Genomic DNA, 22,886 nt, shown 5'->3' on the forward strand with positions numbered 1-22,886 from the left:
TCGTCGCCGTGCACGCTCACCACGATCCCTACGGGCGTTGCAGCGACGAGGCCAACTCTTCGCTGCTACACCCTTCTTCCTCCGTGGACTGCGCACGGGGAGATGAGGGGTGGGGGAGGAGCCGCGGACCCGGCCGGTGCGGGTGGCCGGCGGAACGTCATCGGCGGTGGGGCTTCCTGGCTGGTCAGCCCCGTGCGTCAACGGCTCTGCTCGGTCCGCCGCCGCGTCCGGTCGGGGTACGGGGCGCACCGAACCAACGGGTGAGGGCGGCGCGCAGGCCGTCCGCGTCGTCCTTCCGGCCGGCCCAGCAGACGTGCCCGTCCGGGCGGACCAGCACCGCTTCGCCGCCGTCGGCCGCAGGCTCGCGGTCGAGACGGTCGAGACGGTCGAGACGGTCGAGACGGTCGAGACGGTCGAGACGGTCGAGACGGTCGAGGGGGCCGAGACGGTCGATTCGGTCCGTCCAACCGTCCGCCGCGGCGGCGACCGCCGACGTGGCGTCGGCCAGCAGGGCTCCGCGACCGGACGGCAGCCGGATGCCGGGTGCCCGCGCCCCCAGCAGCGGGTGATCCGGCGCGCCGGGCATCGGGTAGCGGATGTCCGTACCGGCGATCATGGCGGCCACGCGGTGGTTGGCCTCCGGCGTGGTGAGCAGGTCGGCGAGCAGGTCGCGCACCAGCACGGCGTCCGGGTCGGGGAGCGTCAGCACCATCTGGGCGCGGGTGTTGGCCAGCACCCGGGCGCCGACCGGGTGCCGCTCGGCGTGATAGGTGGCCAGCAGCCCGTCCGGGGCCCGTCCTTGGGTCACGGCGGCCAGCTTCCAGCCCAGGTTGAACGCGTCCTGCATGCCGAGGTTGAGGCCCTGCCCGCCGGCGGGGGCGTGGACATGGGCGGCGTCACCGGCCAGCAGCACCCGGCCGTCGGCGTACCGCTCGGCCTGCCGGGAGGCGTCGGTGAAGCGGGACGCCCAGCGGACGGCGCGCAGTTCACGCGGCGGGCCGGGGCAGCGGGCCAGCGCCGCGCGCACCTCGTCCGCGGTGACCGGGGCGTCGCGGTCGACGCCCTGCTGCTCGGGTCCGCCGAGGATCAGCCGGTGCACGCCGTCGCCGAGCGGGACCAGGAAGGCGACGCCCGCGGGGTTCGGAGTGAGGTCGGGGAGGCGCCAGGTCTCGCCCGGACCGCCGGATTCGGTTTCCGCGGCGGCGAGTTCGTCATCGGCCACTTCGATTTCGGCCAGTTCCACGTCGGCGACGGCCATGCCGACCCGGCCGTCCCGCCCCGGGAAGGGCGTGCCCAGGATGCGGCGCACCGTGCTGCGCCCGCCGTCCGCACCCACCAGGTACCCGGCCCGGACGGTGCACTCGGCCCCGTCGGACCCGAGGAGGGTGCTGGTGACGCCGTCCGCGTCCTGCCGGAACGACGTCAGCTCCCGGCCCCGCAGTACCGGGACGCCGTACGCGGCGAGGTGGTCCTCCAGGAACTCCTCGACCCGGGCCTGCGGGATACCGACCTGGTGCGGGAACGCGGTGTCCAGCGCGCCGTAGTCGAGCGGCAGTCCGGCGAAATGGCCGGCCGGAAGGAGGGCCAGCGACCGGTCCAGGACCGGCTCCAGCCAGCCTCGGCAGTCCAGCACCTCGGCGGTGCGCGGCTGCAGATTGAGCGCCTTGGACTGGCCGCTGCGGTGCGGCAGCCGCTCCACGACGGCCGTCCGCACCCCGGCCAGGCCCAGCTCGTTGGCGAGCAGCAGGCCGGTCGGGCCCGCCCCCGCGATCAGCACCTCGAATGCGGTGTCCACAGCTTCCCCCTGGACGAGTAGTTCCGAATGGTGTCGGCCTGTTCGGCGCCACTGTGAGAGCGCTCAAGATCTTTTTGTCTGAAGGGCAGTTGGCCCTCGAACAGCACGGAAGCCGTACTTTCGAGTCTCGTGCTCAGCCGGCCCCTTGCACCATGCCCCCTACGGGCGGCCAGTGGGCGGACCGGCCACGCCCACGCATGCCTCGTTGCCCTCGAGGTCGGCCAGTACCCAGTTCGATGGTGCGTCGGCATCGTTCACCAGACGGCCACCGGCCGCGAGCGCGGCGGCTATCCGCTCCTCGGCCTGGTCATAGGGCACCCACACGTCGACGTGGACCCGGTTGCGCTGAGGGCGCGGTGCGTCCATCTGCTGGAAGTAGAACGGCGCCCCCCGGCGAAGCGGGTCGATCAGGTCCTCGCTGCTGTCCGCGCGGTCCTGATAGCCGAGCAGGGCACGCCAGAACGCCACTACGTCGGGACCCGCAAGGGCATCGATGGTGACCTGGACGGTCTGCACGGATGACGGGTCAGCGGGTATACCAAGAGAGCGGGCGACTGCCGAGACCTGTCGGGCCAACTCGATGTGCCGTTCAGTCAGCCCGTAGTAGTCGCCCGTAACCGTGATCAGACGGACGATCACACCCTCCTGCCGCAGGTCGACGTCCGGGTGTTCGTCCCCGAGTCCCGGCATCTCGCTCATCGCCTGCACGAACTGCGCTCCCACCGCGAACGACCCGGTGCGGAAGTACGCACAGGCTCCCTCGCCCACGACACGCCAGTCCTCCGTGCCGCCGGTCTCGTGGAACTGCTGCGGCCTGATGCGCCCGGTCTTGCTCTCTACGGAGGTCATGCGATCAACGTAGCGTGCAGGTCCGACAGCCCCCTTCGGCCATCCAGCACTCCGGAACTACTCGCCTAGAGCTTCATGCCGTGCCGGGTGAGGTACCAGTTGTGCCATGTGAGCAGCCCGCCGAGCATCGCCAGCCAGAGCAGGGTGCTGGTGAGCGGGAAGGAGTCCACCGGGATCGTGTACGCCAGCACCACCCGCAGCACCGCGTCGAGCAGGAAGACCGCGCCCCACACCGCCGTGACCAGCCGCAGATGGTGACGGAACGTCGGCTCCGTGTCCCACCGCGCCTCCCATTCGACCAGTCCGGCCTCGCCGACCTTGGCGATGACGATGCCCCGCGAGGCCGTCATGATGAACGGACGCCGGGTGAGCAGCGTGCCGAGCACCCAGATTCCGATCGCGGCGGTCAGCCAGCTGTCCCGGATCATGATCACCCGCGGGCTGCCGGTGATCAGGGTCAGCAGCGTTCCGACCACCACCAGGCTCAGCGTGAACACCGCCATCGCTTCCACGCGCCGCTGCCGCACGATGCCGTAGCCGATCCACGGCAGCAGCAGCACGCCGCCGACGACCATCGAGAGCCACTGGCCGACGCCGGCCGCGCGCAGGCCGTAATAGGAGCCGAGCGGGAGGACGAGCTCGAAGAGCAGCTGCGCGGCGAGCCGACGGCGCAGCGCCCTCGTGCGGCGTCGGGCGGTCGCCGCGGCGGCCCCGTCCGTGTCGGTTCGTGGTGCCGGGTGCGTTGCCATGGCGGGTACCCCCGTGTCCGCTGCGGTCATGACGTCCTTCTGGTGGCGCGGTCGAACAGGTCCGCCAGCTCCCGGCCGGCGGCCCGTACATCGAATGCGGGATCGTGGGTGGCGCGGCGGACCACGTCGTCGATGGCGGCGCGGATCGCCCGCATCATCACCCACGGGTCGAAGTCGCAGAACTCGCCCGCGCGCTGCGCCTTGCGGAGCTGCTCCACCTGGACGGCGAGGTTCGCCTCCGTCGCGTCGAGGAAGGTGACCATGCCGGGATCGCCGCCGCGGAGGTTGGAGAGGATCTCGACCACCGCCGAGAGGTGGTTCGGGTACTCGGCGAACAGGTCGAGGTTGCCCTCGATGGAGGCGCGCAGGCGGGCCGCGTAGCTCTCGTGGGCCTCGATACGGGGGCGGATGTACCCCTCCGCGAGCCGCATCACCTCGGCGACGGCCTCGCGCATCAGGTCGTCCCGCCCGTCGAAGTGGTACGAGATCATCCCTGTGCTGCTCAGCCCGGCGCGCTCCGCGATCTTCGCGAACGAGGCCCGGTGGTACCCGACCTCCGCGATGACGTCGATCGCCGCGGCGACGATCTGGGCGCGGCGGCCCGTCTCCGTGAAGGAGGACCTGGCCTTGCGCTCTCCCTTTTGCTTGCCCGTGCTGTTTCTTGCTTGCATGAGCAAGAAAGTAGCGCGGTTTGCTCGGTCGAGCAAGACGGTGCGGCGCGATCGCCCGCGGTTCGGTGCGGTGCGGGTGCCCGCGCCCCGCACCGGGCATGCGGCCGACGCGGCAGGCCTGTTGACGCGGCAGGCCTGTTGGGGACGCGCTGGTCACCGCGGTGGGGAGTGGCGTCGCGAAGGTGGGGACGAGGCGAGTCCCGGCACGGGAAGGTGCCGCCCTCTCCTTCCCGCGGCTGACGGCTGTCCGGGGCGGCCGCTCCGCCTTCCGTGGACGCTCCGACGGCCCACCGCCGCCTGCGCCGCGCCTCGATCGGCATCAGGAAAGGAGGCGGTGGGGGTGGGGGTGGCACCGAATACGCCCGCCGCGCCGACCCCTATCCGCTCTGCGCCGAGCTCCGCGAGGAGAAGGTGACGCGGCAGGGGGACTCGCCGAGAAGCGCCGCGCCGAGCCGGCCGACGACAGGCTCTCCGCGTTCGTCGGCGGCGACGGCGCGGGCGGGCAGCTCACGCCGCTGGAGAGCATGGACCCCGCGCTGATGCCGTCGGCAGTGGAGGAGCTGCTGCGTTACGAGCCCCCGGTCCATTTTCTGCCACACCGCTCGCCCGCCTGGAGACCCGGATCGCGCTGACCGGGCTGCTCCGGCACCTCGGCGATCCCCGCCTGACCGAGGACCCGCCTCCGTACCGGCGCAGCCCGGTCCTGCGCGGCCCACGCCACCTGGCCATCGAGGTCGACCGGGCGGTCGGCTGATCCCGTCGGATCCGATGAGGCGGCATGACCTCGCCGGGCCGCCGGGCCGCCGCGCCGCCGGGCCACTGCGCCACCGCGCCGCCTGGCGGCGTGCGGCCGGCGGCTATCGCGCCGTACCGAAGTCCTGCGTCCAGTAGTCACCGGGCTGCGCGAGACCCACGCCGATCTCCTTGAAAGAACAGTCAAGGATGTTGCGCTTGTGGCCGGGGCTGGACATCCAGCCCTTCATCACGCTCTCGGGAGTGGAATAGCCATAGGCGACGTTCTCGCCGTATGCGCTCCAGCTGTAGCCGGCCCGTGTGATCCGGTCACCCGGAGCCGAACCGTCGGAGCCGGTGTGGGACATGTTCCGGTGATCCGCCATGTCCTTGCTGTGATCTTGCGCGGCCTTGGTCAGCTTCGCATTCAGGGTCAGCGGCGAGCATCCGACCTTGCTGCGTTCGCTGTTGACGAGTTCCAGAATGCGGGCCGCGGAATTTGATGCCGGAGCGGACGTCGAAGCCGGAGCGGTGGATGCAGCCGGGGCGGCGGGTGAGGCCGGCGCGGCGGGTGCAGCCGGGGCGGCGGATTTCGAGGAACTCGGAGACGGGGCGGGCGCCTTCGGTTTATGTGCTGCCTTCGGCTTATGCGTGGCCTTCGGCTTATGCGTCACCTTCGCGGTCGGCTCCGGACTCCAGGTGTGCTCTCCCGACCGGTGGTGGTGCCGGACGGAGGCACTCTTCCACTGGTCGTGGCCCTTACCGCCCTCGTCCCCCGACCCGTTCAGACACGCCATGGCGGCGGTGGGCACGGCCACGGCGCCTACGGCGACGGCGGCGATGGTTATTTTCCGGTATGGCCGCTTTCTGCGGTGCTGCGTCATGCGTGACCTCACTGAGCTGCGGGGATGCCGTGGGGTCGTCATTCTTGGGACCGCCGCCGAACAGAGCAAGAAACGCCGAATACTAGGTCGCTTAGTAGCAGGACGCGGCTCTTGCCATGGGCGTGTGTGCGTGCTGCCGGAAGTATGGATCTTCTGTGAATTGCTGGCGCCCCGTCAGAAATCCTTATGCGCCGAATGCGCGGGCAATGATGCCGGGCCAGTCGAATGCCGTCCCGCCGTCCCGGCGCTTTTTCTCCATCAAGACGGACAAATCCCATTTGCCGCCGGTGGCCTCAACTACTATTCGAGATAGTTGTCGCCGGGTTCCCTTATGGCGGATGTCACAGGAGTGTGGATTGCGCCCCTGTGTCCCGGGGGCTCCGGTACGCGGACGGCGGACGGCGGACGGCGGACGGCTGGTGGTCATGGAGTTGCCGCCGGGTGCGCTGCCCCGTGCCGGCCCGCGTCGCTCATCGTCCGGGGGCGCCGGCGCGCAGTCCGTCCATGACGAGGTCCAGGAGCCGTCCGGCGCGGGACTGCCACTCCCCGTGCGGATCGATCTGCCAGAGGCCGGCGATGGCGAGCATGAAGTCGTCGGGGGTCACTCCCGGGCGGATGGTGCCGGACTCCTCGTTCGCCTCGAGGAGGAGGGCGACGGCCGAGGTCAGCGGGCCGCGTCCCACGGCGGCCAGGCCGCCGCAGCCGCTTGTGGCCTTGCGCATCGCGTCGGCCAGACCGGCCTTGGCCATGGCGTACTGGGTGAGGCGGTCCATCCACTCCCGCAGCGCCTGGTCGGGTGCGCGGGTCTCGAGCAGCTGGGCCGCGGTGTCGCAGACCTGCTGGACCTCGTAGCGGTAGACCTCCAGCACCAGCGACTCGCGATTGGGGAAGTGGCGGTAGAACGTCCCTTGTCCGACGCCTGCCTTCTTGGCGATCGCGCTCAGCGGGGCGTCGGCCGAGCCCGTCAGCTCCGCCAGTGCCACTTCCAGGATGCGCTCGCGATTCCGTTGCGCGTCCGAGCGCAGCGGTGCGTCTTTCCTTTTCTGCACTCGTCCTCCTTCCGGACATCACGGCCGGAATCCGGAATCGGGGCCGGTCCGGTCTTGCTAACCGGACAACTGTCCGGTAGGTTCAAGCTAACGGACAGTTGTCCGCTTAGGCTCACCATAGCGGCAGATCCGGCCGGTGTGGATGGGCGGCGGCCACCGCAACCGGAATTTCGCCCACCGCACACGCCGTCGGCGCCCCAGCTGACGCCACTACGCACAGCGCCACCTCCTCCCGATCCGTCCGCCGGGATCGTCCCGATCGACCGCTCGCTCCCGCGTGCCGGGGATCGCTCGACCTCTCGGTCGGCCACACAGGCATCGGGCTCGCGCCCCGCCGCCCGCCGCGCCTTACATACGCGAAAGAAGGCTGATCATGGCCCTATCGACGTCCAGCGCCATCACCTTGAACATCAACGGCGAGAAGCATGCGCTGCCCGTCGACCACCGCACGACCCTGCTCGACGCGCTGCGCGAGCACCTCGATCTGACCGGCACGAAGAAGGGCTGCGACCAGGGCCAGTGCGGCGCTTGCACGGTGCTGCTCGACGGGCGCCGGGCCGTCTCCTGCCTCCAGCTCGCGGTGGCCGCCGAGGGGCGTGAAATCACCACGATCGAGGGCGTGGCGGACGGTGAGCGGCTGCATCCCGTGCAGCAGGCATTCCTCGATCTCGACGGCTACCAGTGCGGCTACTGCACACCGGGGCAGATCTGTTCGGCCATTGCGGTGATCGAGGAGCACGCGGCGGGCTGGCCGAGCGCCGCCACCGCCGATGTGCGGCCCGACGCGGAGATCCCGCCGCTGACCGCCGACGAGATCAGGGAGCGGATGAGCGGCAACCTGTGCCGCTGTGGCGCGTATGTGTCGATCGTGCAGGCGGTCGCGCAGGCGGCGCAGGCCGAGGCTGCGAACGCGCAGGAGACGGCGGCGGAGAAGGCGGAGGAGAAAGCGGCATGAAGGAATTCGGCTATCAGCGCGTGCTCGACGTCCCCGGCGCGGTCGCGCTGCTCGGCGCCGAACCCGAGGCGCGCTTCCTCGGCGGTGGCACCAACCTCGTCGACCTGATGAAGGCCGGCGTGGAGCGGCCCGCGCTGCTCATCGACGTACGGGAACTCCCCCTGGACCGGATCGAGTCCACGGATGACGGCGGGCTGCGCATCGGCGCGACCGTCACCAACAGCGATCTCGCCGCGCATCCCGAAGTCCGGCTCCGCTACCCGGCGTTGGCGCAGGCCGTCCTGGCCGGCGCATCGGGCCAGCTGCGCAATATGGCCACGGTCGGCGGCAATCTGCTCCAGCGGACGCGCTGCGGCTACTTCGCCGACCTGACCAAGCCGTGCAACAAGCGCGTCCCCGGCAGTGGCTGCCCCGCCATCGAGGGCGAGCACCACAACCACGCGATCCTCGGCGCCTCCGCGCACTGCGTGGCCGTCCACCCCTCGGACATGGGGGTGGCGCTGGCCGCCTTCGATGCCGTCGTCCGCTACGAAACGGCGGACGGGCCGGGGGAGTTGCCGCTCGCGGAGTTCTACCTGCCCGTGGGCGACACCCCGCATCTGGAGACCGCGCTGCCGCCCGGCGCGCTGATCACCGGCATCACCCTGCCGCCGGCGCCGGTCGCCGCCGTCTCCCGCTACCGCAAGGTGCGCGAGCGCGCGTCGTATGCGTTCGCGATCGGCTCGATCGCCGCCGCCCTCGACGTCCGGGACGGCGCCGTACACGACGTGCGCCTCGCCTTCGGGGCGGTCGCGTCCCGGCCGTGGCGGGCCCTGGAGGCCGAGCGGGTGCTGACCGGGGGACCGGCCACCGCCGCCGCGTTCGCCGCCGCCGCGGACGCCGAACTGGCGGCCGCCGAGCCGCTGCCCCACAACGGATACAAGGTGACGCTGATGCGCAACCTCGTCGTAGCCATGCTGACCGAGCTCACCGAGGAGGCCGCCCGATGACCACGGCGACAACGGGACACCTCCCGGTGACGGGGGTCGTCGGCACGGCGCACACCCGTATCGAGGGTCTGGCCAAGGTCACCGGCGCGGCCCGCTACGCAGGCGAGATTCCGTTCGCCGAACTCGCCCACGGCTGGCTGGTGCTGTCCACGATCGCCCGCGGCCGTATCCGCTCGGTCGAGTCCGCCCCGGTCCGCGCGATGCCCGGCGTCCTGACCGTCCTGCATCACGGCAACGCGCCCCGCGTCGACGGGGACTACCAGGGCCTGCTGGGGCGGCCCGACCCGATCGTCGAGGTCTTCCAGCACGACCAGGTGCCGTTCGTGGGCTGGCCGGTGGCGCTGGTCGTCGCCGAGACGTCCGAGCAGGCCAGGGAGGCCGCCGAGGCGCTGGTGGTCCACTACGACGAGGAGCCGCACGACGTCGCGTTCTCCGCCGGACGCCCCGGTACGTACCTACCGGACGCCGCCAGCATGCGCACGGAGAAGGGCGCCCTGGAGACCGAACTCGCCGCGTCCGCCCATGTCGTGGACGCCGAGTACACCACGCCCGAAGAGCACCACTGCGCGATGGAACCGCACGCCGCGATGGCGCGCTGGGACAGCGGCCGCCTGGAGGTCGTCGACTCCAACCAGGGGAGCACCTGGGTTGCGGACGAGCTGGCAAAGCTGTTCTCCCTCGACCCGGCCTCGGTGCGGGTGCGCTCCGAACACGTCGGCGGCGCCTTCGGCTCCAAGGGCGTACGGGTGCACCAGATCCTCGCCGTGATGGCGGCGACCGTCCTCCACCGCCCCGTCAGGGTCGTACTGACCCGCCGGCAGACGTTCTCGCTCGTCGGCTACCGCAGCCCCACCGCGCAGCGGGTCAGGCTCGGGGCCGACGCCGACGGGCGGCTGCGCGCGCTCGACCACCAGGCGCAGAACCTCACATCGACCGTCCATGAATTCGTCGAGCAGAGCGCCGGGTTCGCGCGCCCCCTGTACGACGCCGACGCGCACCACACCGTCAACCGCGTCGTACGCCTCGACGTGCCCACCCCGACCTTTGTGCGCGCGCCCGGTGAGGCGCCCGGCTCGTTCGCCCTCGAGTCCGCGCTCGACGAACTCGCCGAGAAGTGCGACATGGACCCGATCGCGCTGCGGGCCCGCAACGAACCGGAGGTGGGGCCCGTCTCCGGGCTGCCGTTCGCCAGCCGCAATCTGCTGGCCTGCTTCGAGGAAGGCGCCCGCAGATTCGGCTGGGCGGACCGGGACCCGCGTCCCGGCCTGCGTCGCGAAGGACGCTGGCTGATCGGGACCGGCACCGCCGCGGCCACCTTCCCGGTGCTTGTCGGCCCGGCCACGGCCGCCGTGACGGCGGAGGCCGACGGCACGTTCACCGTGCGGATCACCGCGGCGGATGTCGGGACGGGGGCGCGGACCGCGCTCACCCTGATCGCCGCGGACGCGCTCGAGGTGGCACCGGAACGCGTCCATGTGCGCATCGCCGACAGCGACTTCGGCCCGGCGATGATCGCGGGCGGCTCGATGGGCACCCGCTCCTGGGCCTGGGCGGTCACGGTCGCGGTGCGCGATCTGCGGGAGCAACTGGCCCTGGGCGGTGACATTCCGCCGCAGGGAATCACCGCACGGTCGGACACCAGCCAGGCCATCGGCGAGCTCACGCAGAAGGAACGGCACTCCTTCGGGGCGCAGTTCGCCGAGGTCGCGGTGGATGTCACCAGCGGTGAGATCCGTGTGCGGCGGATGCTCGGCATCTTCGCCACGGGCCGGATCATCAACCCCCTGACCGCCCGAAGCCAGTTCATCGGCGGCATGACCTGGGGTCTTTCCATGGCGCTGCATGAGGAGGCGATCCGGGACCAGGCGTCGGGCGGCCACGTCGGCGCGGACTTCGCGAGCTATCACTTCGCCGCGAACGCCGACGTACCGCTCATCGAGGCGGACTGGGTGGACGACCCGGACGAGGACGACCCGGTCGGCATCAAGGGGATCGGCGAGATCGGGATCGTGGGTGCCGCGGCGGCGATCGCCAACGCGGTCTGGCACGCCACCGGTGTACGCCACCGGCACCTGCCGATCCGGCCCGACCGTGTCCTCACGGCCGACGGCGGGGCCGACCGGACCGGCTGAGCCCGTCCGCCGTACCGCCGCCGGCCCACGAACCCTGAGGAGGACCAAGATGCTGGACATCGCCGAGGAGCTGCACCGCTGGGTCGAGCAGGGCCGCGACTTCGCCGTCGCCACCGTCGTGGCCGTCGGCGGCAGCGCCCCGCGCAGCCCCGGCGCCGCCCTCGCCGTCGACAGCGAGGGCACGGCCATCGGCTCGGTCTCCGGCGGCTGCGTGGAGGCGGCGGTGTACGACCTGTGCGCCCAGGCGCTCCAGGACGGCGAGACCGTGCGCGAACGCTTCGGCTACAGCACCGAGGACGCCTTCGCGGTGGGGCTGACCTGCGGCGGAGTCATCGAGGTCCTGGTCACGCCGATGCGCGCGGACGCACCGGGCCGGACGCTGTTCGCGGCGGCGCTGTCGGCCGCCGCCCGGGGAGCGGCGGCGGCCCTCGTCCGGGTGGCCGGTGGCCCGGCCGAGCTGCTCGGCCGGGCGCTGCTCGTACACCCCGACGGCTCGTACGAAGGCGGACTCGGCGGACACGTGGAGCTGGACCGCACAGCGGTGGGGGAGGCCCGCGCCCTGCTGGACGCGGGGCGCACCGGCACGTTCGACATAGCGGAGGACGGATCGCGCTGCGGGGCCGCCCTGACGCTGTTCGTCGAGTCGAGCGTGCCGCCGCCCCGCATGATCATCTTTGGTGCGGTCGACTTCACCGCGGCGCTGGCGCGTACCGGCAAATTCCTCGGCTACCACGTGACCGTCTGCGACGCCCGCCCCGTCTTCGCCACGCGGGCCCGCTTTCCCGACGCCGACGACGTCGTCGTCGACTGGCCGCACCGCTACCTCCAGCAGACCGGGACCGACGGCCGTACGGTCCTGTGCGTGCTCACCCACGACGCCAAGTTCGACGTCCCCCTGCTGAAGGAGGCCCTGCGGCTGCCGGTCGCGTTCATCGGCGCCATGGGCTCCCGCCGCACCCACGAGGACCGCAACCGCAGACTCCGCGAGGTCGGCGTCACGGAACGCGAACTGGCCCGGCTCCGCTCGCCGATCGGCCTCGATCTCGGAGCCCGTACGCCTGAGGAGACCGCCCTGTCCATCGCGGCGGAGATCGTCGCGGCACGTCAGGGCGGTACGGGTCTGCCGCTGACCGGCTCGCGGACACCGATCCATCGCGACAGGGACCGGCGGGTGACCGGCGCGGCCGGGCCGCATGCGGCGGCCTGACCCGGCCCGGACAGGCGGGTGCCCGCGCCCGGGATACGACCGCCGGCTCAGGCAGGGGCAGGGGGCGGGGCCGATGCGGTAGGTCCGGTCGGCTCGGAGACCAGGACCATCAGCGCCACATCGTCCTGCCGGTCCACGTCCGCGTGCCGGTTCTTCAGCAGGGCGTCGGCGAGGCGGTCCGGGCCCAGGTGCGGCGCGTCGTCGAGCCGTTCGGCGAGGTTGGCGACGGAGCGGTCCAGGTCGACCCCCGGCGTTTCCACGAGGCCGTCGGTGTAGAGCACCAGCACCGAACCCGGGGGCAGGTCGATCTCCGTGGCGGAGTACCGGGCGTCGGGGTCGATGCCCAGAAGCAGCCCGGCGGGGACGTCCACCACGAGGGTGGGCCGGTCGGCGCGGCGCAGAAGCGGGGGCGGATGACCGGCGCTGGCAACGCATGCCCGTCGCGTGCGGACATTGATGTGCACGTACAGGCAGCTGGTGAAGAGGCCCGGATCCAGATCGGTCAGCAGCCGGTTCGTACGGGCCAGCACCTCGCCGGGTGAGGCGCCGGCGGACGCATGGGCGTGGACGGCGGTCCGGGCCTGCCCCATGAGAGCGGCGGCCGCCGCGTTGTGGCCCTGCACGTCCCCGATGACCGCCGCGACGCTGTCCTCGTCCAGCCGGATCAGGTCGTAGAAGTCGCCGCCGATGTCCATTCCGCGGGTGGACGGCAGATAGCGGGCCGCGACGGCGAGACCGGGCACCGCGGGGAGCCGGTGCGGCAGCAGGCCGGCCTGCAGGTCGTGGGCGAGCTGCTGCTTGGTGTCGTAGAGCCGGGCACGGTCCAGCGCCTGGGCGATCAGCCCGGCCAGCGAGGTGAGGACCTGGCGCTCCTCGGGGCTGAAGGTGCGGGGGCGGGTGTAGGCGAGGATGCAGCAGCCGACCGGGCGGCCGGAGACGATCAGCGGCAGCACGGCCCGCGCCGCCTTGCCCGTCAGCTGCGGCAGACCGGGATAGTCCCGTTCGATTTCCTCGGGGGTGGAGTAGAAGCTGGGCTCCCCGGTGGCGAGGGCGTGTACGGCGGGGCTGTTGGCCGCGCCGAGGAAGGCCCCTTCGAAGGCCGCGACGGCCTCGGCGGAGTACCCGCGATGGCCGAGGGTCCGCAGCCGCCCGCCCTCCGTCGCGTACATGAGCACGCCCTGGGCACCGAAGGCCGGCACGATCTGGTCGGCCACGAGGTCCACGACATCCCGCACCCCCACGGCCTCCGTCAGCGCGGCCGCCAGATGCAGGACGTGGTAGATCTGCCCGGCCCGCACGGGCATGGCGGCGCCCGCCGCCGGGATGGGCGTCACGGTGCCGGGATCCCGGTCCGAGGGGCTGATCCACACGCTCAGGCCCCGGCCGTCCGGGAACAGGCGGAAAGTGAGCCACTGGTCCGGCGGCCGGCGTGCGGTGAAGGACATCGGCCGTCGGCTGATCATCGCGGCGCGGTAGCGGTCCTCGAAGATCGGGTCGCGCAGCCACGGCAGCACGTCCCAGGGCTGCGCTCCGACCAGTCGGGTCTCCTCCTCACCGAGCAGATCCGCCGCACCCGTGGTGACCATGGTGACGCGCCCCTCCAGGTCGAGCGCGCAGCAGCCGCCGGGCAGCCGCTCCACATAGTCCACCGCCGCCAGCGCCTCCTCCGGGCGCACGCATCGCACGGGCGGCGGCGTCAGCACCCGCGGCCCACCGGTCGGCGAGACGCTGCCACCGGTCCCCGGACCCTTGCCCAGCGCCGCCGCCAGGCTCCGGCAGCCGGCCTCCACCGCCTCGCGCTCGTCCGCCGACAGCTGCGGCGCATGACCGGCCGGCCACAGCAGCAGCAAAGCGCCCCGGCACGCGGGCCGCTCGCCGACCGGCGCCGCCGCCAACGCGAAGTCGTACGGCACGGCCACCGCCGTACGGGGGAAGTCACGCGCCAGCTGCTGATGGCCCCCCACCCACACCAGGCGCTGCCGGCGTGCCGCGACGGCCACCGGGATCGGGGCCGCCAGGGCGACGTGGCTCCAGGGCTCCAGCAGCCGCGTCGGCACGCCACTCAGGGCGGCCAGCTGGAGCACGGGCTCGTCGGCCGCCAGGACATAGAGCCCGCAGGCGGAGGCCCCGGCCTCCAGCATCGCCCGGAGCAACGCCCGGTCCACGGGATCGGAGTCGGCCCCGCCGCTCATTTCGCACCTTCACACCGCTGCCGTCGGGACATCGAGACCACTGCGACCTGTCGCTTTCCGATCCGCCGCTTCCCCGTGCCGGGCATCGGCCGGCACAGCGGAGAACGATCCGCCGTGCACCGTCCCGACGCGTCTCCTGGGACAGTGCCGACGTTACGCCGTTGACCGGGCCCCGGCACTTGATGACGGGTGCGTGGCGGGAGGGCGGCAGGGAGGCGCGGGCGCGGGCTCCCGAGTAGCGCCGGGTGCCCCGTAGGGCTGAAGTGGTACGTGCGACGCGTGGCCGGTGACCTGGCCGGTGACCGCCGTGCGCCGCCGCCGACCGTTGAGGGATGCCCAGGTCAAGGAGGGGTTTTCATGCCCGCCGGTGCCAGCAGGAAGCGTGAGCGTCAGTACGAGCACATCAAGGAGAGCGCGCAGCAGAGGGGAGAGTCCACGAAGCGCGCAAAGGAAATCGCCGCCCGGACGGTGAACAAGGAGCGGGCGCGCGCCGGTGAGTCCAGAACGGCGAGCAGGGTCTCCACCCAGGACAAGAAGTCCGCCCCGCAGCGCGGCGGCGAGCGCTTCCACAGCGGGGCCCAGGGCCCGACGAAGGACCAGCTCTACGAGGAGGCGAAGAAGCGCAACATCGACGGCCGCTCCTCGATGAACAAGCAGGAACTGCGCGACGCCCTCGGCCGCTGATACGCGGCCGACACCCGGTTCGCCACACCGGGTTCGCGGCACAACGTTCCTGTCACCCCACCGCAGGAACTCCCCGGAAACGAGGCGGTCATACACGGGAGCGCCAGGGCGCCGTGCTTACCATCACCGGCATCCCCGGGAAGGAATCCGGGCGCCGTGCCATCAACGAGAACTCATCAACGAGAACTCACCAGCGAGAACTTTGGACCAGGAGGCGGTATGCGGGCGAATGCGGGCTTGTCCCGGACGCTGACCATTCAGTCGGCCGGGGGAACGGGACAGCATGCCCGGACCCGTCAGACCTTTGCGCAGCCGCTGAAGGCCCGGCTGGTCGACATGCGCACGGGCACACCGGTGTCCGACGCCCCGGTGACCTTCTCGTGGGAGGCCATGACCCAGCAGGTCCTCTTCGAAGGCGACCGGACCAACGTCACCGAATCCACCGATGCCCAGGGATACGCGCAGACCCCGCCGCTGGTGGCGGGCGATGCGGCCGGCACCGCCACCTTCCTCGTCACCGCGGAGGGTGCCGCCCCGGAGGAGTTCGAGGTCACGGTCGACGGCTGAGTCGGGCAGGCGATCGCAGACAGTGGCCGGGAGGTCGTATGGAGCCGGAGCCGGATCCACATCCCCACCCTCGTGCGCCTCACGATCCGCACCATCCGGCGCATGGCCGCGATGAGTCCGAGGAGGAGCGGGCCGACCGCCGCTGGACCGACCTCCTCCAGGAAGTCCGGGTCACGCAGACCGGCGTGCAGATTCTGTTCGGCTTCCTCCTCACTGTTGTCTTTACACCGAGGTTCGCCACCCTCACCGCGACCGACCGGACCATTTATGTGGTCACGGTCCTCCTCGGTGCCGCCACGACGGGTGCGCTGATCGGGCCGGTGACCTTCCACCGGTTCGTGACCGGCCGTCATATCAAGCCGGAAACCGTCATCTGGGCATCGAGGCTCACCATCGTCGGGGTCGTTCTCCTTTTGGCGACCGTCACCTCAGCGCTCCTGCTCATTTTGCGTATCGCCATCAACGACAGCGCCGTGCCGTGGATCGTCGCGGGGCTCGTGGTGTGGTTCACGCTGTGCTGGTTCGTGCTTCCCGCATGGGCCCGGCACCACTACGGGACCAAGAAAGGACAACCAGACGCGTGAGGTCTCCGCTTGAGTACTCCGGATAACGGTTAGTCATGCGCAAGGCCGCGGCGGCCCGCGGCCGTCGCAGGGACGAGGGAGCACGGTGCATGCCTTTCCGCAAGCGCAGAGAAAGCCTGCAGTCGAGGGCTCGGCAAGCGGCTGAACGCGGATTCCATCGGCTGGACGAACGGCTCCCAGCGGCCGATGCGGGGAAACTGCTGCGCAAGGCGTTCCCGGACCACTGGGCGTTCTTTCTGGGGGAACTGGCGCTGTACAGCCTGATTGTGCTCGTGATCACGGGCATCTTCTTGACGCTCTTCTTCGATCCGGTCATGGCGGAGAGCACCTATCACGGCTCGTACGGCCCGCTGCACGGCACGCGGATGACCCAGGCCTACGCCTCCACGCTGCGACTGAGCTTCGATGTGCGGGGCGGGCTGCTGATCCGACAGATCCACCATTGGGCGGCATTGACGTTCGTGGCAGCCGTCGGGGTGCATATGCTGCGGATTTTCTTCACCGGCGCCTTTCGCCGGCCGCGCGAGGGCAACTGGATCATCGGGGTGACGCTCTTTCTGCTGGCGTTGCTGGAGGGCTTCTGTGGCTACTCGCTCCCCGATGACCTGCTCTCCGGTACCGGCCTGCGCACCGCGGACACCATCATGGGGTCCATCCCGGTCGTGGGCACGTATCTGTCGTTCTTCGCCTTCGGCGGCGAATACCCCGGGCAGGACATCATTCCGCGCCTCTATACCGTCCACATCCTGCTGGTGCCCGGCATTCTCATCGCCATGGTGACGGCCCATCTCATCCTCGTGGTCTTCCTCAAACACACCCAGTGGCGGGGGCCGGGCAGAATGAACAGAAACGTCCTGGGGCAGCCGATGGTGCCTCAGTGGATCACCAAGTCGACCGGGCTGTTCCTCATCGTCTTCGGATGCACGGCCGTCCTCGGCGCAGTGGCCCAGATCAACCCGATTTGGAATTACGGACCGTTCCGCGCGGACCAGGTTTCCTCCGATGCGCAACCCGATTGGTACGTGGGGTTCCTCGAGGGGGCGATGCGCCTGATGCCTCCCTGGGAAACGCAGGTGTGGGGCCACACCATCATGTGGAATGTGTTCCTGCCCGCCGTGGTCCTGCCGGGGGTGCTGTTCATGGGGCTGTACCTGTACCCGTTCTTCGAGCGATGGGTGACCGGCGACCGCGGCGAACACCATCTGTGCGACCGGCCGCGCGAGCGCCACACCCGCACCGGACTGGGGGTGGCCGCCATCGTCTGTTACGCGGTCCTGCTGCTGGCCGGTGGCAACGACGTCATCGCGTTCGGGTTCCAGCTGTCGGTGAACGCCCTGACCTGGGTGCTCCGGGTGGCGGTTGTGGTCGCGCCGCCGCTGGCCTTCTTCCTCACCAAGTGGATCTGTCTGGCGCTGCAGCGGCGCGAGCGTGAGCGGTTGACCGAGGGCGACGAAACGGGCCTGGTGAGCCAGTCGGTCTACGGCGATCTGTCCGAGGGGCAGCGGGGAGTGGCCCCCCAGGAGCGGCACACGCTCCTGGCACGGTCGGACCCGGACCCCCTGGAACTCGTTCCCCCCGGGGCGGAGGGGCTTACCCGGCAGGACCGCCTGCGGGCCGCGCTGAGCCGGTGGTACTACCGCGACCAGGTGAAGATGCCGGCGACGGAGGAGCAGCGGGAAGAAATCGCCGTGCTGAACGCCCCGCCGCGCGACTGAGCGCCGAGCGCCGTTTGCCGCTTGCGGACCGCGTACGAGAGGTCAGCCGTCGCGCTCCCCGAACTGGAAGACAAAACCGAAGACGCCGGAGCCCAGCAGCCCCACACCGATCAGGAACAGCCACAGCCCGTAAATCACGCCGAGCGCAGCGATCGTGAAGCCCACGGCGGTGAGCAGCGGGTAGATGCTGCGCGGCGGAAAAAAGTCCAGGGGACCGGAACGCTGATGCACCTCGGCGTCCTTGTGGTCTTCCGGACGGGTACCCCGCCTGCGGTGCTGCATGAAAAAGAAGAAACAGATCAGCGAGGACATGATGAAAGCGACGATCAGCGCGGCCGTTCCCGCCGGTTCTCGGTCGGACCACCATGCGTAAATGACCGAGGTCGCGGCGAAGAAGAGGGCGACGCCGCCGAACAGAAAGGTCTCGACTTTCATCGGCTCACTCGCTCAAGGGGTCGGGGGTGGAGGTACCGCCCGCGCTCGGGCCGCCGGTCAGGGCCGGGCCGACGGCTCCCAGCCCCACCTCGGGGTGGTGCAGGTCGAAGGCCGGGGAATCGGAGCGCACCCGCGGCAGGGTGTGAAAGTTGTGGCGTGGCGGTGGACAAGAGGTGGCCCACTCGAGAGACCTGCCGAATCCCCAAGGGTCGTCCATCTCCACCTTGGGTGCATATTGGCGCGTTCGCCAGACGTTGAACAGGAACGGCAGCGTCGAGGCCCCGAGGAGGAAGGAACTGGCCGAGGAAAGGGTGTTCAGGGTGGTGAAGCCATCGGCGGTCAGGTAGTTCGCGTAACGCCGGGGCATGCCCATCTCGCCCAGCCAGTGTTGCACCAGGAAGGTGCCCTGGAACCCGATGAACAGGGTCCAGAAATGAACCTTCCCCAGTCTCTCGTCGAGCATCTTGCCGGTCCATTTGGGCCACCAGAAATAAAACCCGCCGAACATTGCGAATGCCACCGTGCCGAACAGCACATAATGCAGATGCGCCACGATGAAATAGCTGTCGGTGAGGTGAAAATCCAGCGGGGGAGAGGCGATGAGTACTCCGCTCAGTCCACCGAGCAGGAATGACACAAGGAACCCGATACTCCACAGCATGGGCGTTTCGAACGAGAGGCTGCCGCCCCACATGGTCCCGATCCAATTGAAGAATTTGACCCCGGTCGGCACCGCGATGAGAAAGGACATCACGGAGAAGAACGGCAGCAGTACGGCTCCGGTCGCGAACATGTGGTGGGCCCAGACCGAGGCGGAGAGCATCGTGATGGCGATGGTGGCGCCGACCATTCCGACGTATCCGAAGACCGGCTTGCGGCTGAACACCGGAACGATCTCGGTGATGATTCCGAAGAACGGAAGCGCCACAATATAAACTTCGGGATGCCCGAAGAACCAGAACATGTGCTGCCACAGCAGCGCACCCCCGTTTGCGGCGTCGAAGACATGCGCGCCAAATTTCCGGTCCGCTTCCAGCACGAGGAGTGCGGCGGTCAGTACCGGAAAGGCCAGCAGGGCCAGCGTGGAGGTGAAGAGCACATTCCAGGTGAAGATCGGCATGCGGAACATCGTCATGCCGGGAGCCCGTAGGCAGACGATGGTGGCGATGAAGTTCACCGCACCCAGGATCGTGCTCAGCCCGGCGACCACCAGCCCCATGGTCCACAGATCCCCACCCTTGCCGGGGGAGAACACCGGCCCGTTCAGGGGCGCGTAGGCGAACCAGCCGAACGAAGCGGCCCCGCCGGGGACCAGAAACCCGGAAACCACCATGAGTCCGCCGAGCAGGAAAACCCAGTAGGTAAACGCATTGAGCCGCGGGAAAGCCACGTCCGGCGACCCGATCTGGAGTGGCATCACCGCATTGGCAAAGCCCGCGAACATCGGCGTCGCGAACAGCAGCATCATGATCGTGCCGTGGACGGTGAAAAGCTGATTGTACTGTTCGTTCGACACGATCTGGAGGCCCGGGCGCATCAGCTCCGTGCGCATCAGCATGGCCAGAGTGCCACCCAGCAGAAAGAATCCGAACGCGGTCACCATGTACATGTTGCCGATGACCTTGTGGTCGGTGGTGGTCATCCAGCGCAAAAGCACCTGGCCGCGAACGGATCGGTCTTTCGACTCCTCCCCGGTTCCGGAGTCCGGCGGAATGGCCCGCTGCGAGTCCCGCTGAATCCGTGCCATCGGCGCTCCCGTTCGTCAGCAGAGAGGGCAGCTGATAATCGTACTCAAATGCCCTTCCAGGTGCGCTTACCTCATACCACGCCGACGCGCGGAAGGCTCATTCGTGACGGCATTCAGCGGACGTTCGGTAACTCGTTCAGGAAATACTCTCGGGAAATGTCTCCGCGATCAGTCGCGGCGGTCTTCCGTGCCGAGCCCGAGGGACACCGCGATGCTCTGCACATTGCCGTACCGCTCCCCTGCCGGGAGCTTCTCGGCCAGGGCGATCAACCGGTCCGGTGCGTTGTCGCGCACGAGTTTCTCGACGATGTCGAGCCGATCGGCCGGATACATGCTTCGGCCGAGGTGCTGCGCGAGTTCGGAGCGCACGGCGACGTCCTCCTGGGACATCCCGTGCGGTGTGCCACCCCGGAACGCGGTGTCGGACGCCGGGGCCGCCTCGGGCTGGTCCTCGCCCGCCGGCTGGAGCTCTCGCTGCTCGGCTGTGCGCAGCGAGTGATCCCTGGTCAGCTCCGCGCGCAGCTCCTTCTTCATCACGTCGTCCCGGGCGGGGCCCGTCTTGTCCGTACCGTGTTGCATGGCCACTTGCGCCTCCAGAGTTGCGGAATGAAACTCCGCCCTTCGCATCCCCTCCATGAGCTGCGTCGCCGTCGTGCGCTCATTGGCAACGTCAGGGCACCGCTCACCACAGGACGCGCCACGCTGACAACACCTCCTCATCCATCGCACGCCCAGAGGCCGGAGATCGCATCTTGGTGCGGAGCGGGCGGCGGGCCGGGGGTGGGTCGGCTCTCGGGAGAGGTGTGCCGCAGGCCCTCCGGTCGCACACGGCTCGGGCCGCCCTCGCGGCGCGCCGAGCGGCTGCCGCCTGACGGACTTCGGCGGAGCCCGACGCGGCGCACGATGCGGCGGCCGACGGGACGAGCAATGCGATGAGCAAGGGAGCGAGCGACGAGATGAGCGACGAGATGAGCGGCGCAATGAGTAAGGGTCACTCGCCGTTGTGGGCAGATCCGTTGGCCGACCGGATGGCCAACGATCCTGACGGGCCTCGCGGTTGCCCGGCGTGCCGGTTACCCGCGACGCACGGTCCGCCCGGAGGTGAGCCCGTGTGAAGGCGTCCAAGTCCGGTCGTGGGGCGTGTGATCCACATCTCAGCCCATGCTCTGCGTACCCACCCGAACATGCGTAGTGATCAAGTCCGGTTATAGTGTTATCGGTTGAGCGCACGGGTGTGTGATTCCCGCGGCGCTCGGCCCATGGTCTTGTTGTCGCCTCGGGTGGGTGAGGTAAGCCCGACGTTTGTCGTCTCTGCCGCGCCGTACCCATGCGCTTCCGTAGTCCCCACGATTGAGGATGCTGATGGTTCGTACTACGTCGTTAACCGGAGGCTCACAATCCGGGTCTGTTGCGGCGTGGTCGGCACCCGCGGCCGCGGCGGCCGTGGGGACGACGGTCGCCGGAGTGCTCGTGCCGGCCGCCGCCACGGGCGGGGTCGTCTGGTGCGGAGCGGTCGCCACGGGGGTCATCGCCTTCATCTCGGCGATTGCGGCGCGCCGCAGCAAGGCGCTGTCCGAGCTGCGCATCGTCGCCGCCGAGCGGGAGGCTCTCCTTGTTCAGCATCTGGGCCAGCAGGAAGCGGCGACGATCCGTCTGGCCGAGCAGCAGCTGCCGGTAGCGGTCAGCAAGCTCCAGGAAGGCGAGTTCGCCGAGGACGTACTGCTGTCCCTCGCCGCCGCCGACAATGACCTCAGCCCGCAGTTCCGGGCGGCGCACGAAGCCCTGCTTCGTTCGGTGGTCGATGCGGTGCAGGCCGAGGAGAGCATGCGCGACTCCGCGCAGCGGGGTGTGGTGAACGTCGCCCGCCGCGTCCAGGCCATCGTGCACCAGCAGGCGACGGACCTGCGCGCGATGGAGGACCGGCACGGCCGGGAGCCGGCATTCTTCGCCGATCTGCTCCGGCTCGACCACGGCACGGCTCTCATCGGCCGACTGGCGGACAGCATCGCGGTCCTCAGCGGGGCCCGGCCGGGACGTCAGTGGAGCAAGCCCGTGCCGCTCTACAGCGTCCTGCGCGGTGCCATGTCCCGGATTCTCGACTACCAGCGCGTGGAGCTGCATTCCGTGGCCGACGTCGCGGTGGTCGGTCCGGCCGTCGAGCCGCTGATTCACGCACTCGCCGAGCTGCTGGACAACGCCACGCGGTATTCGCCGCCCAAAACCCGCGTCCATCTGACGGCGGTGGAAGTCCACATGGGCATCGCCATCGAGATCGAGGACGGCGGTATCGGGCTCAGCGAGGAGGCGCGGGCCCGCGCCGAGCGGATGCTGACGGAGGCACGGGCCGGTATCGACCTCAAGGACCTCGGTGAGTCGCCGCGTCTGGGACTTGCGGTGGTCGGTCGTCTGGCGCGGGCGTACGACTTCCAGGTGTCGCTCCCGCCCTCGGCCTACGGGGGAGTGCGCGCCGTACTGACCGTACCGAAGGCATCGATCACCACAGCGCCGGCATCGGGCAGGGCGCACGGCATCGGAGCCTCCTCCGGCCCGCGCCCGGCGACCCGTAGCTCCGCCCCGCCGGCCCCGTCGACGCCTCCGGTGCCGGCGCCGTCGCCTTCGAACGACACGCCGATCGAGCATTCCGCGTCGCGGATGGATGAGGAGGACACCGGCACGTTCGGTGTGGCCGGTCCGGTCCGTGCCGAGGCGGAAGCCGACGGGGCCGGGGTGACGGCCAGTGGCCTGCCGCAGCGGCGTCGGCGTTCCCCGAATCCGGAACGCAAGGGGGCCCACAAGACGGCCCCCGCCGACCCGGGCCCGGCAGCGACAGCTCATGAAGAACCCGCGCCCGGCGTTTGGATGGCCGAGCTGCGCAGTGGTCTTTCCGGCGAAAGGCCGACGTCGGCACCCGCCCGGACCAGTAACGACACGTTAGACAAGGGTGAGTAAC

19 protein-coding genes and 1 pseudogene are annotated in these 22,886 nt (G+C 70.1%); 10 read left to right on the top strand and 10 right to left on the bottom strand.

What is annotated here, in order from left to right:
* Positions 1–184: 184 nt before the first annotated feature.
* The 4 genes from ACIGWZ_RS01155 to ACIGWZ_RS01170 all read right to left on the bottom strand — a co-directional run bounded on the left by ACIGWZ_RS01155 (position 185) and on the right by ACIGWZ_RS01170 (position 4,064).
* Positions 185–1,795: an FAD-dependent monooxygenase gene (locus tag ACIGWZ_RS01155; RefSeq protein WP_400059503.1), complete on the bottom strand. Its 1,611-nt coding sequence runs from the start codon at positions 1,793–1,795 to the stop codon at positions 185–187.
* Between the two features lie 159 nt (positions 1,796–1,954).
* A complete protein-coding gene (locus ACIGWZ_RS01160; protein ID WP_400059505.1) occupies positions 1,955–2,644 on the bottom strand; it encodes a VOC family protein in 690 nt (229 codons plus the stop codon).
* A 65-nt stretch (positions 2,645–2,709) separates the two neighbouring features.
* Entirely contained in the window at positions 2,710–3,423 is a 714-nt protein-coding gene (locus tag ACIGWZ_RS01165; RefSeq protein ID WP_400059507.1) for a VC0807 family protein, read from the bottom strand.
* Positions 3,420–4,064, bottom strand: coding sequence for a TetR/AcrR family transcriptional regulator (locus ACIGWZ_RS01170; RefSeq protein ID WP_400059509.1), 645 nt, complete (start codon positions 4,062–4,064; stop codon positions 3,420–3,422). The genes ACIGWZ_RS01165 and ACIGWZ_RS01170 overlap by 4 nt, the downstream gene beginning before the upstream one ends.
* 422 nt (positions 4,065–4,486) lie before the next feature.
* On the opposite strand from ACIGWZ_RS01170, the pseudogene ACIGWZ_RS01175 reads away from it, so the two are divergent.
* Positions 4,487–4,818, top strand: a pseudogene (locus tag ACIGWZ_RS01175) (hypothetical protein); the annotation flags it as partial.
* Positions 4,819–4,921: 103 nt separating this feature from the next.
* On the opposite strand, the gene ACIGWZ_RS01180 reads toward ACIGWZ_RS01175, so the two are convergent.
* On the bottom strand, positions 4,922–5,680 hold the full coding sequence (locus tag ACIGWZ_RS01180) for a CAP domain-containing protein (protein ID WP_400059511.1): 759 nt from the start codon (positions 5,678–5,680) through the stop codon (positions 4,922–4,924).
* Positions 5,681–6,150: 470 nt separating this feature from the next.
* Positions 6,151–6,729, bottom strand: a complete 579-nt coding sequence (locus ACIGWZ_RS01185) for a TetR/AcrR family transcriptional regulator (protein ID WP_400059513.1) — start codon at positions 6,727–6,729, stop codon at positions 6,151–6,153.
* Between the two features lie 373 nt (positions 6,730–7,102).
* Between ACIGWZ_RS01185 and ACIGWZ_RS01190 the strand changes: the two genes are divergently transcribed.
* Genes ACIGWZ_RS01190 through ACIGWZ_RS01205 form a run of 4 tightly spaced genes read left to right on the top strand, consistent with a single transcriptional unit; the run spans position 7,103 to position 12,012 of the window.
* Complete coding sequence (locus tag ACIGWZ_RS01190; protein ID WP_400059515.1) at positions 7,103–7,684, top strand: 2Fe-2S iron-sulfur cluster-binding protein; 582 nt, start codon at positions 7,103–7,105, stop codon at positions 7,682–7,684.
* Positions 7,681–8,673 carry an FAD binding domain-containing protein gene (locus ACIGWZ_RS01195; RefSeq protein ID WP_400059517.1) on the top strand — a complete coding sequence of 331 codons (993 nt, stop codon included), beginning with the start codon at positions 7,681–7,683 and terminating at the stop codon, positions 8,671–8,673. The genes ACIGWZ_RS01190 and ACIGWZ_RS01195 overlap by 4 nt, the downstream gene beginning before the upstream one ends.
* The gene (locus tag ACIGWZ_RS01200; protein WP_400059519.1) at positions 8,670–10,805 is read left to right on the top strand and encodes a xanthine dehydrogenase family protein molybdopterin-binding subunit; all 2,136 of its coding nucleotides are present in this window, start codon (positions 8,670–8,672) and stop codon (positions 10,803–10,805) included. The genes ACIGWZ_RS01195 and ACIGWZ_RS01200 overlap by 4 nt, the downstream gene beginning before the upstream one ends.
* A 49-nt stretch (positions 10,806–10,854) precedes the next feature.
* Positions 10,855–12,012: an XdhC family protein gene (locus ACIGWZ_RS01205; RefSeq protein WP_400059521.1), complete on the top strand. Its 1,158-nt coding sequence runs from the start codon at positions 10,855–10,857 to the stop codon at positions 12,010–12,012.
* Positions 12,013–12,059: 47 nt separating this feature from the next.
* Here ACIGWZ_RS01205 and ACIGWZ_RS01210 read toward each other — a convergent pair whose 3' ends face one another.
* The gene (locus ACIGWZ_RS01210; protein WP_400059523.1) at positions 12,060–14,204 is read right to left on the bottom strand and encodes a SpoIIE family protein phosphatase; all 2,145 of its coding nucleotides are present in this window, start codon (positions 14,202–14,204) and stop codon (positions 12,060–12,062) included.
* Between the two features lie 357 nt (positions 14,205–14,561).
* Here ACIGWZ_RS01210 and ACIGWZ_RS01215 point away from each other — a divergent pair, with 357 nt between their 5' ends.
* The 4 genes from ACIGWZ_RS01215 to ACIGWZ_RS01230 all read left to right on the top strand — a co-directional run bounded on the left by ACIGWZ_RS01215 (position 14,562) and on the right by ACIGWZ_RS01230 (position 17,754).
* Complete coding sequence (locus ACIGWZ_RS01215) at positions 14,562–14,888, top strand: plasmid stabilization protein (protein ID WP_400059525.1); 327 nt, start codon at positions 14,562–14,564, stop codon at positions 14,886–14,888.
* Between the two features lie 219 nt (positions 14,889–15,107).
* Positions 15,108–15,455, top strand: a complete 348-nt coding sequence (locus ACIGWZ_RS01220; protein ID WP_400059527.1) for an Ig domain-containing protein — start codon at positions 15,108–15,110, stop codon at positions 15,453–15,455.
* Between the two features lie 38 nt (positions 15,456–15,493).
* On the top strand, positions 15,494–16,039 hold the full coding sequence (locus ACIGWZ_RS01225; RefSeq protein WP_400059529.1) for a DUF6328 family protein: 546 nt from the start codon (positions 15,494–15,496) through the stop codon (positions 16,037–16,039).
* Between the two features lie 89 nt (positions 16,040–16,128).
* On the top strand, positions 16,129–17,754 hold the full coding sequence (locus tag ACIGWZ_RS01230) for a cytochrome bc complex cytochrome b subunit (RefSeq protein ID WP_400060759.1): 1,626 nt from the start codon (positions 16,129–16,131) through the stop codon (positions 17,752–17,754).
* A gap of 42 nt (positions 17,755–17,796) precedes the next feature.
* Here the strand turns inward: ACIGWZ_RS01230 and ACIGWZ_RS01235 are convergent, their stop codons facing one another.
* From ACIGWZ_RS01235 to ACIGWZ_RS01245, 3 genes are all read right to left on the bottom strand, one after another.
* Positions 17,797–18,189, bottom strand: a complete 393-nt coding sequence (locus tag ACIGWZ_RS01235) for a cytochrome c oxidase subunit 4 (protein ID WP_400059531.1) — start codon at positions 18,187–18,189, stop codon at positions 17,797–17,799.
* A 4-nt stretch (positions 18,190–18,193) separates the two neighbouring features.
* Positions 18,194–19,831, bottom strand: a complete 1,638-nt coding sequence (ctaD, locus tag ACIGWZ_RS01240) for a cytochrome c oxidase subunit I (RefSeq protein WP_400059533.1) — start codon at positions 19,829–19,831, stop codon at positions 18,194–18,196.
* 273 nt (positions 19,832–20,104) lie between these two features.
* Positions 20,105–20,515: a DUF2795 domain-containing protein gene (locus ACIGWZ_RS01245; RefSeq protein WP_400060761.1), complete on the bottom strand. Its 411-nt coding sequence runs from the start codon at positions 20,513–20,515 to the stop codon at positions 20,105–20,107.
* A 783-nt stretch (positions 20,516–21,298) separates the two neighbouring features.
* Here ACIGWZ_RS01245 and ACIGWZ_RS01250 point away from each other — a divergent pair.
* Positions 21,299–22,885, top strand: a complete 1,587-nt coding sequence (locus ACIGWZ_RS01250) for a sensor histidine kinase (RefSeq protein WP_400059535.1) — start codon at positions 21,299–21,301, stop codon at positions 22,883–22,885.
* Position 22,886 lies beyond the last annotated feature (1 nt).

This window comes from Streptomyces sp. NPDC053427 (assembly GCF_044544985.1).
In the GTDB taxonomy this organism is placed as follows: Bacteria; Actinomycetota; Actinomycetes; order Streptomycetales; family Streptomycetaceae; genus Streptomyces.

Coding starts and splice junctions, on each gene's coding strand:
- ACIGWZ_RS01160 (WP_400059505.1), bottom strand. CDS start 2,644: ATGACCTCCGTAGAGAGCAAGACCGGGCGCATCAGGCCGCAGCAGTTC.
- ACIGWZ_RS01165 (WP_400059507.1), bottom strand. CDS start 3,423: ATGACCGCAGCGGACACGGGGGTACCCGCCATGGCAACGCACCCGGCA.
- ACIGWZ_RS01170 (WP_400059509.1), bottom strand. CDS start 4,064: ATGCAAGCAAGAAACAGCACGGGCAAGCAAAAGGGAGAGCGCAAGGCC.
- ACIGWZ_RS01180 (WP_400059511.1), bottom strand. CDS start 5,680: ATGACGCAGCACCGCAGAAAGCGGCCATACCGGAAAATAACCATCGCC.
- ACIGWZ_RS01190 (WP_400059515.1), top strand. CDS start 7,103: ATGGCCCTATCGACGTCCAGCGCCATCACCTTGAACATCAACGGCGAG.
- ACIGWZ_RS01195 (WP_400059517.1), top strand. CDS start 7,681: ATGAAGGAATTCGGCTATCAGCGCGTGCTCGACGTCCCCGGCGCGGTC.
- ACIGWZ_RS01200 (WP_400059519.1), top strand. CDS start 8,670: ATGACCACGGCGACAACGGGACACCTCCCGGTGACGGGGGTCGTCGGC.
- ACIGWZ_RS01205 (WP_400059521.1), top strand. CDS start 10,855: ATGCTGGACATCGCCGAGGAGCTGCACCGCTGGGTCGAGCAGGGCCGC.
- ACIGWZ_RS01210 (WP_400059523.1), bottom strand. CDS start 14,204: ATGAGCGGCGGGGCCGACTCCGATCCCGTGGACCGGGCGTTGCTCCGG.
- ACIGWZ_RS01215 (WP_400059525.1), top strand. CDS start 14,562: ATGCCCGCCGGTGCCAGCAGGAAGCGTGAGCGTCAGTACGAGCACATC.
- ACIGWZ_RS01220 (WP_400059527.1), top strand. CDS start 15,108: ATGCGGGCGAATGCGGGCTTGTCCCGGACGCTGACCATTCAGTCGGCC.
- ACIGWZ_RS01225 (WP_400059529.1), top strand. CDS start 15,494: ATGGAGCCGGAGCCGGATCCACATCCCCACCCTCGTGCGCCTCACGAT.
- ACIGWZ_RS01230 (WP_400060759.1), top strand. CDS start 16,129: ATGCCTTTCCGCAAGCGCAGAGAAAGCCTGCAGTCGAGGGCTCGGCAA.
- ACIGWZ_RS01235 (WP_400059531.1), bottom strand. CDS start 18,189: ATGAAAGTCGAGACCTTTCTGTTCGGCGGCGTCGCCCTCTTCTTCGCC.
- ctaD (WP_400059533.1), bottom strand. CDS start 19,831: ATGACCACCACCGACCACAAGGTCATCGGCAACATGTACATGGTGACC.
- ACIGWZ_RS01245 (WP_400060761.1), bottom strand. CDS start 20,515: ATGCAACACGGTACGGACAAGACGGGCCCCGCCCGGGACGACGTGATG.
- ACIGWZ_RS01250 (WP_400059535.1), top strand. CDS start 21,299: ATGGTTCGTACTACGTCGTTAACCGGAGGCTCACAATCCGGGTCTGTT.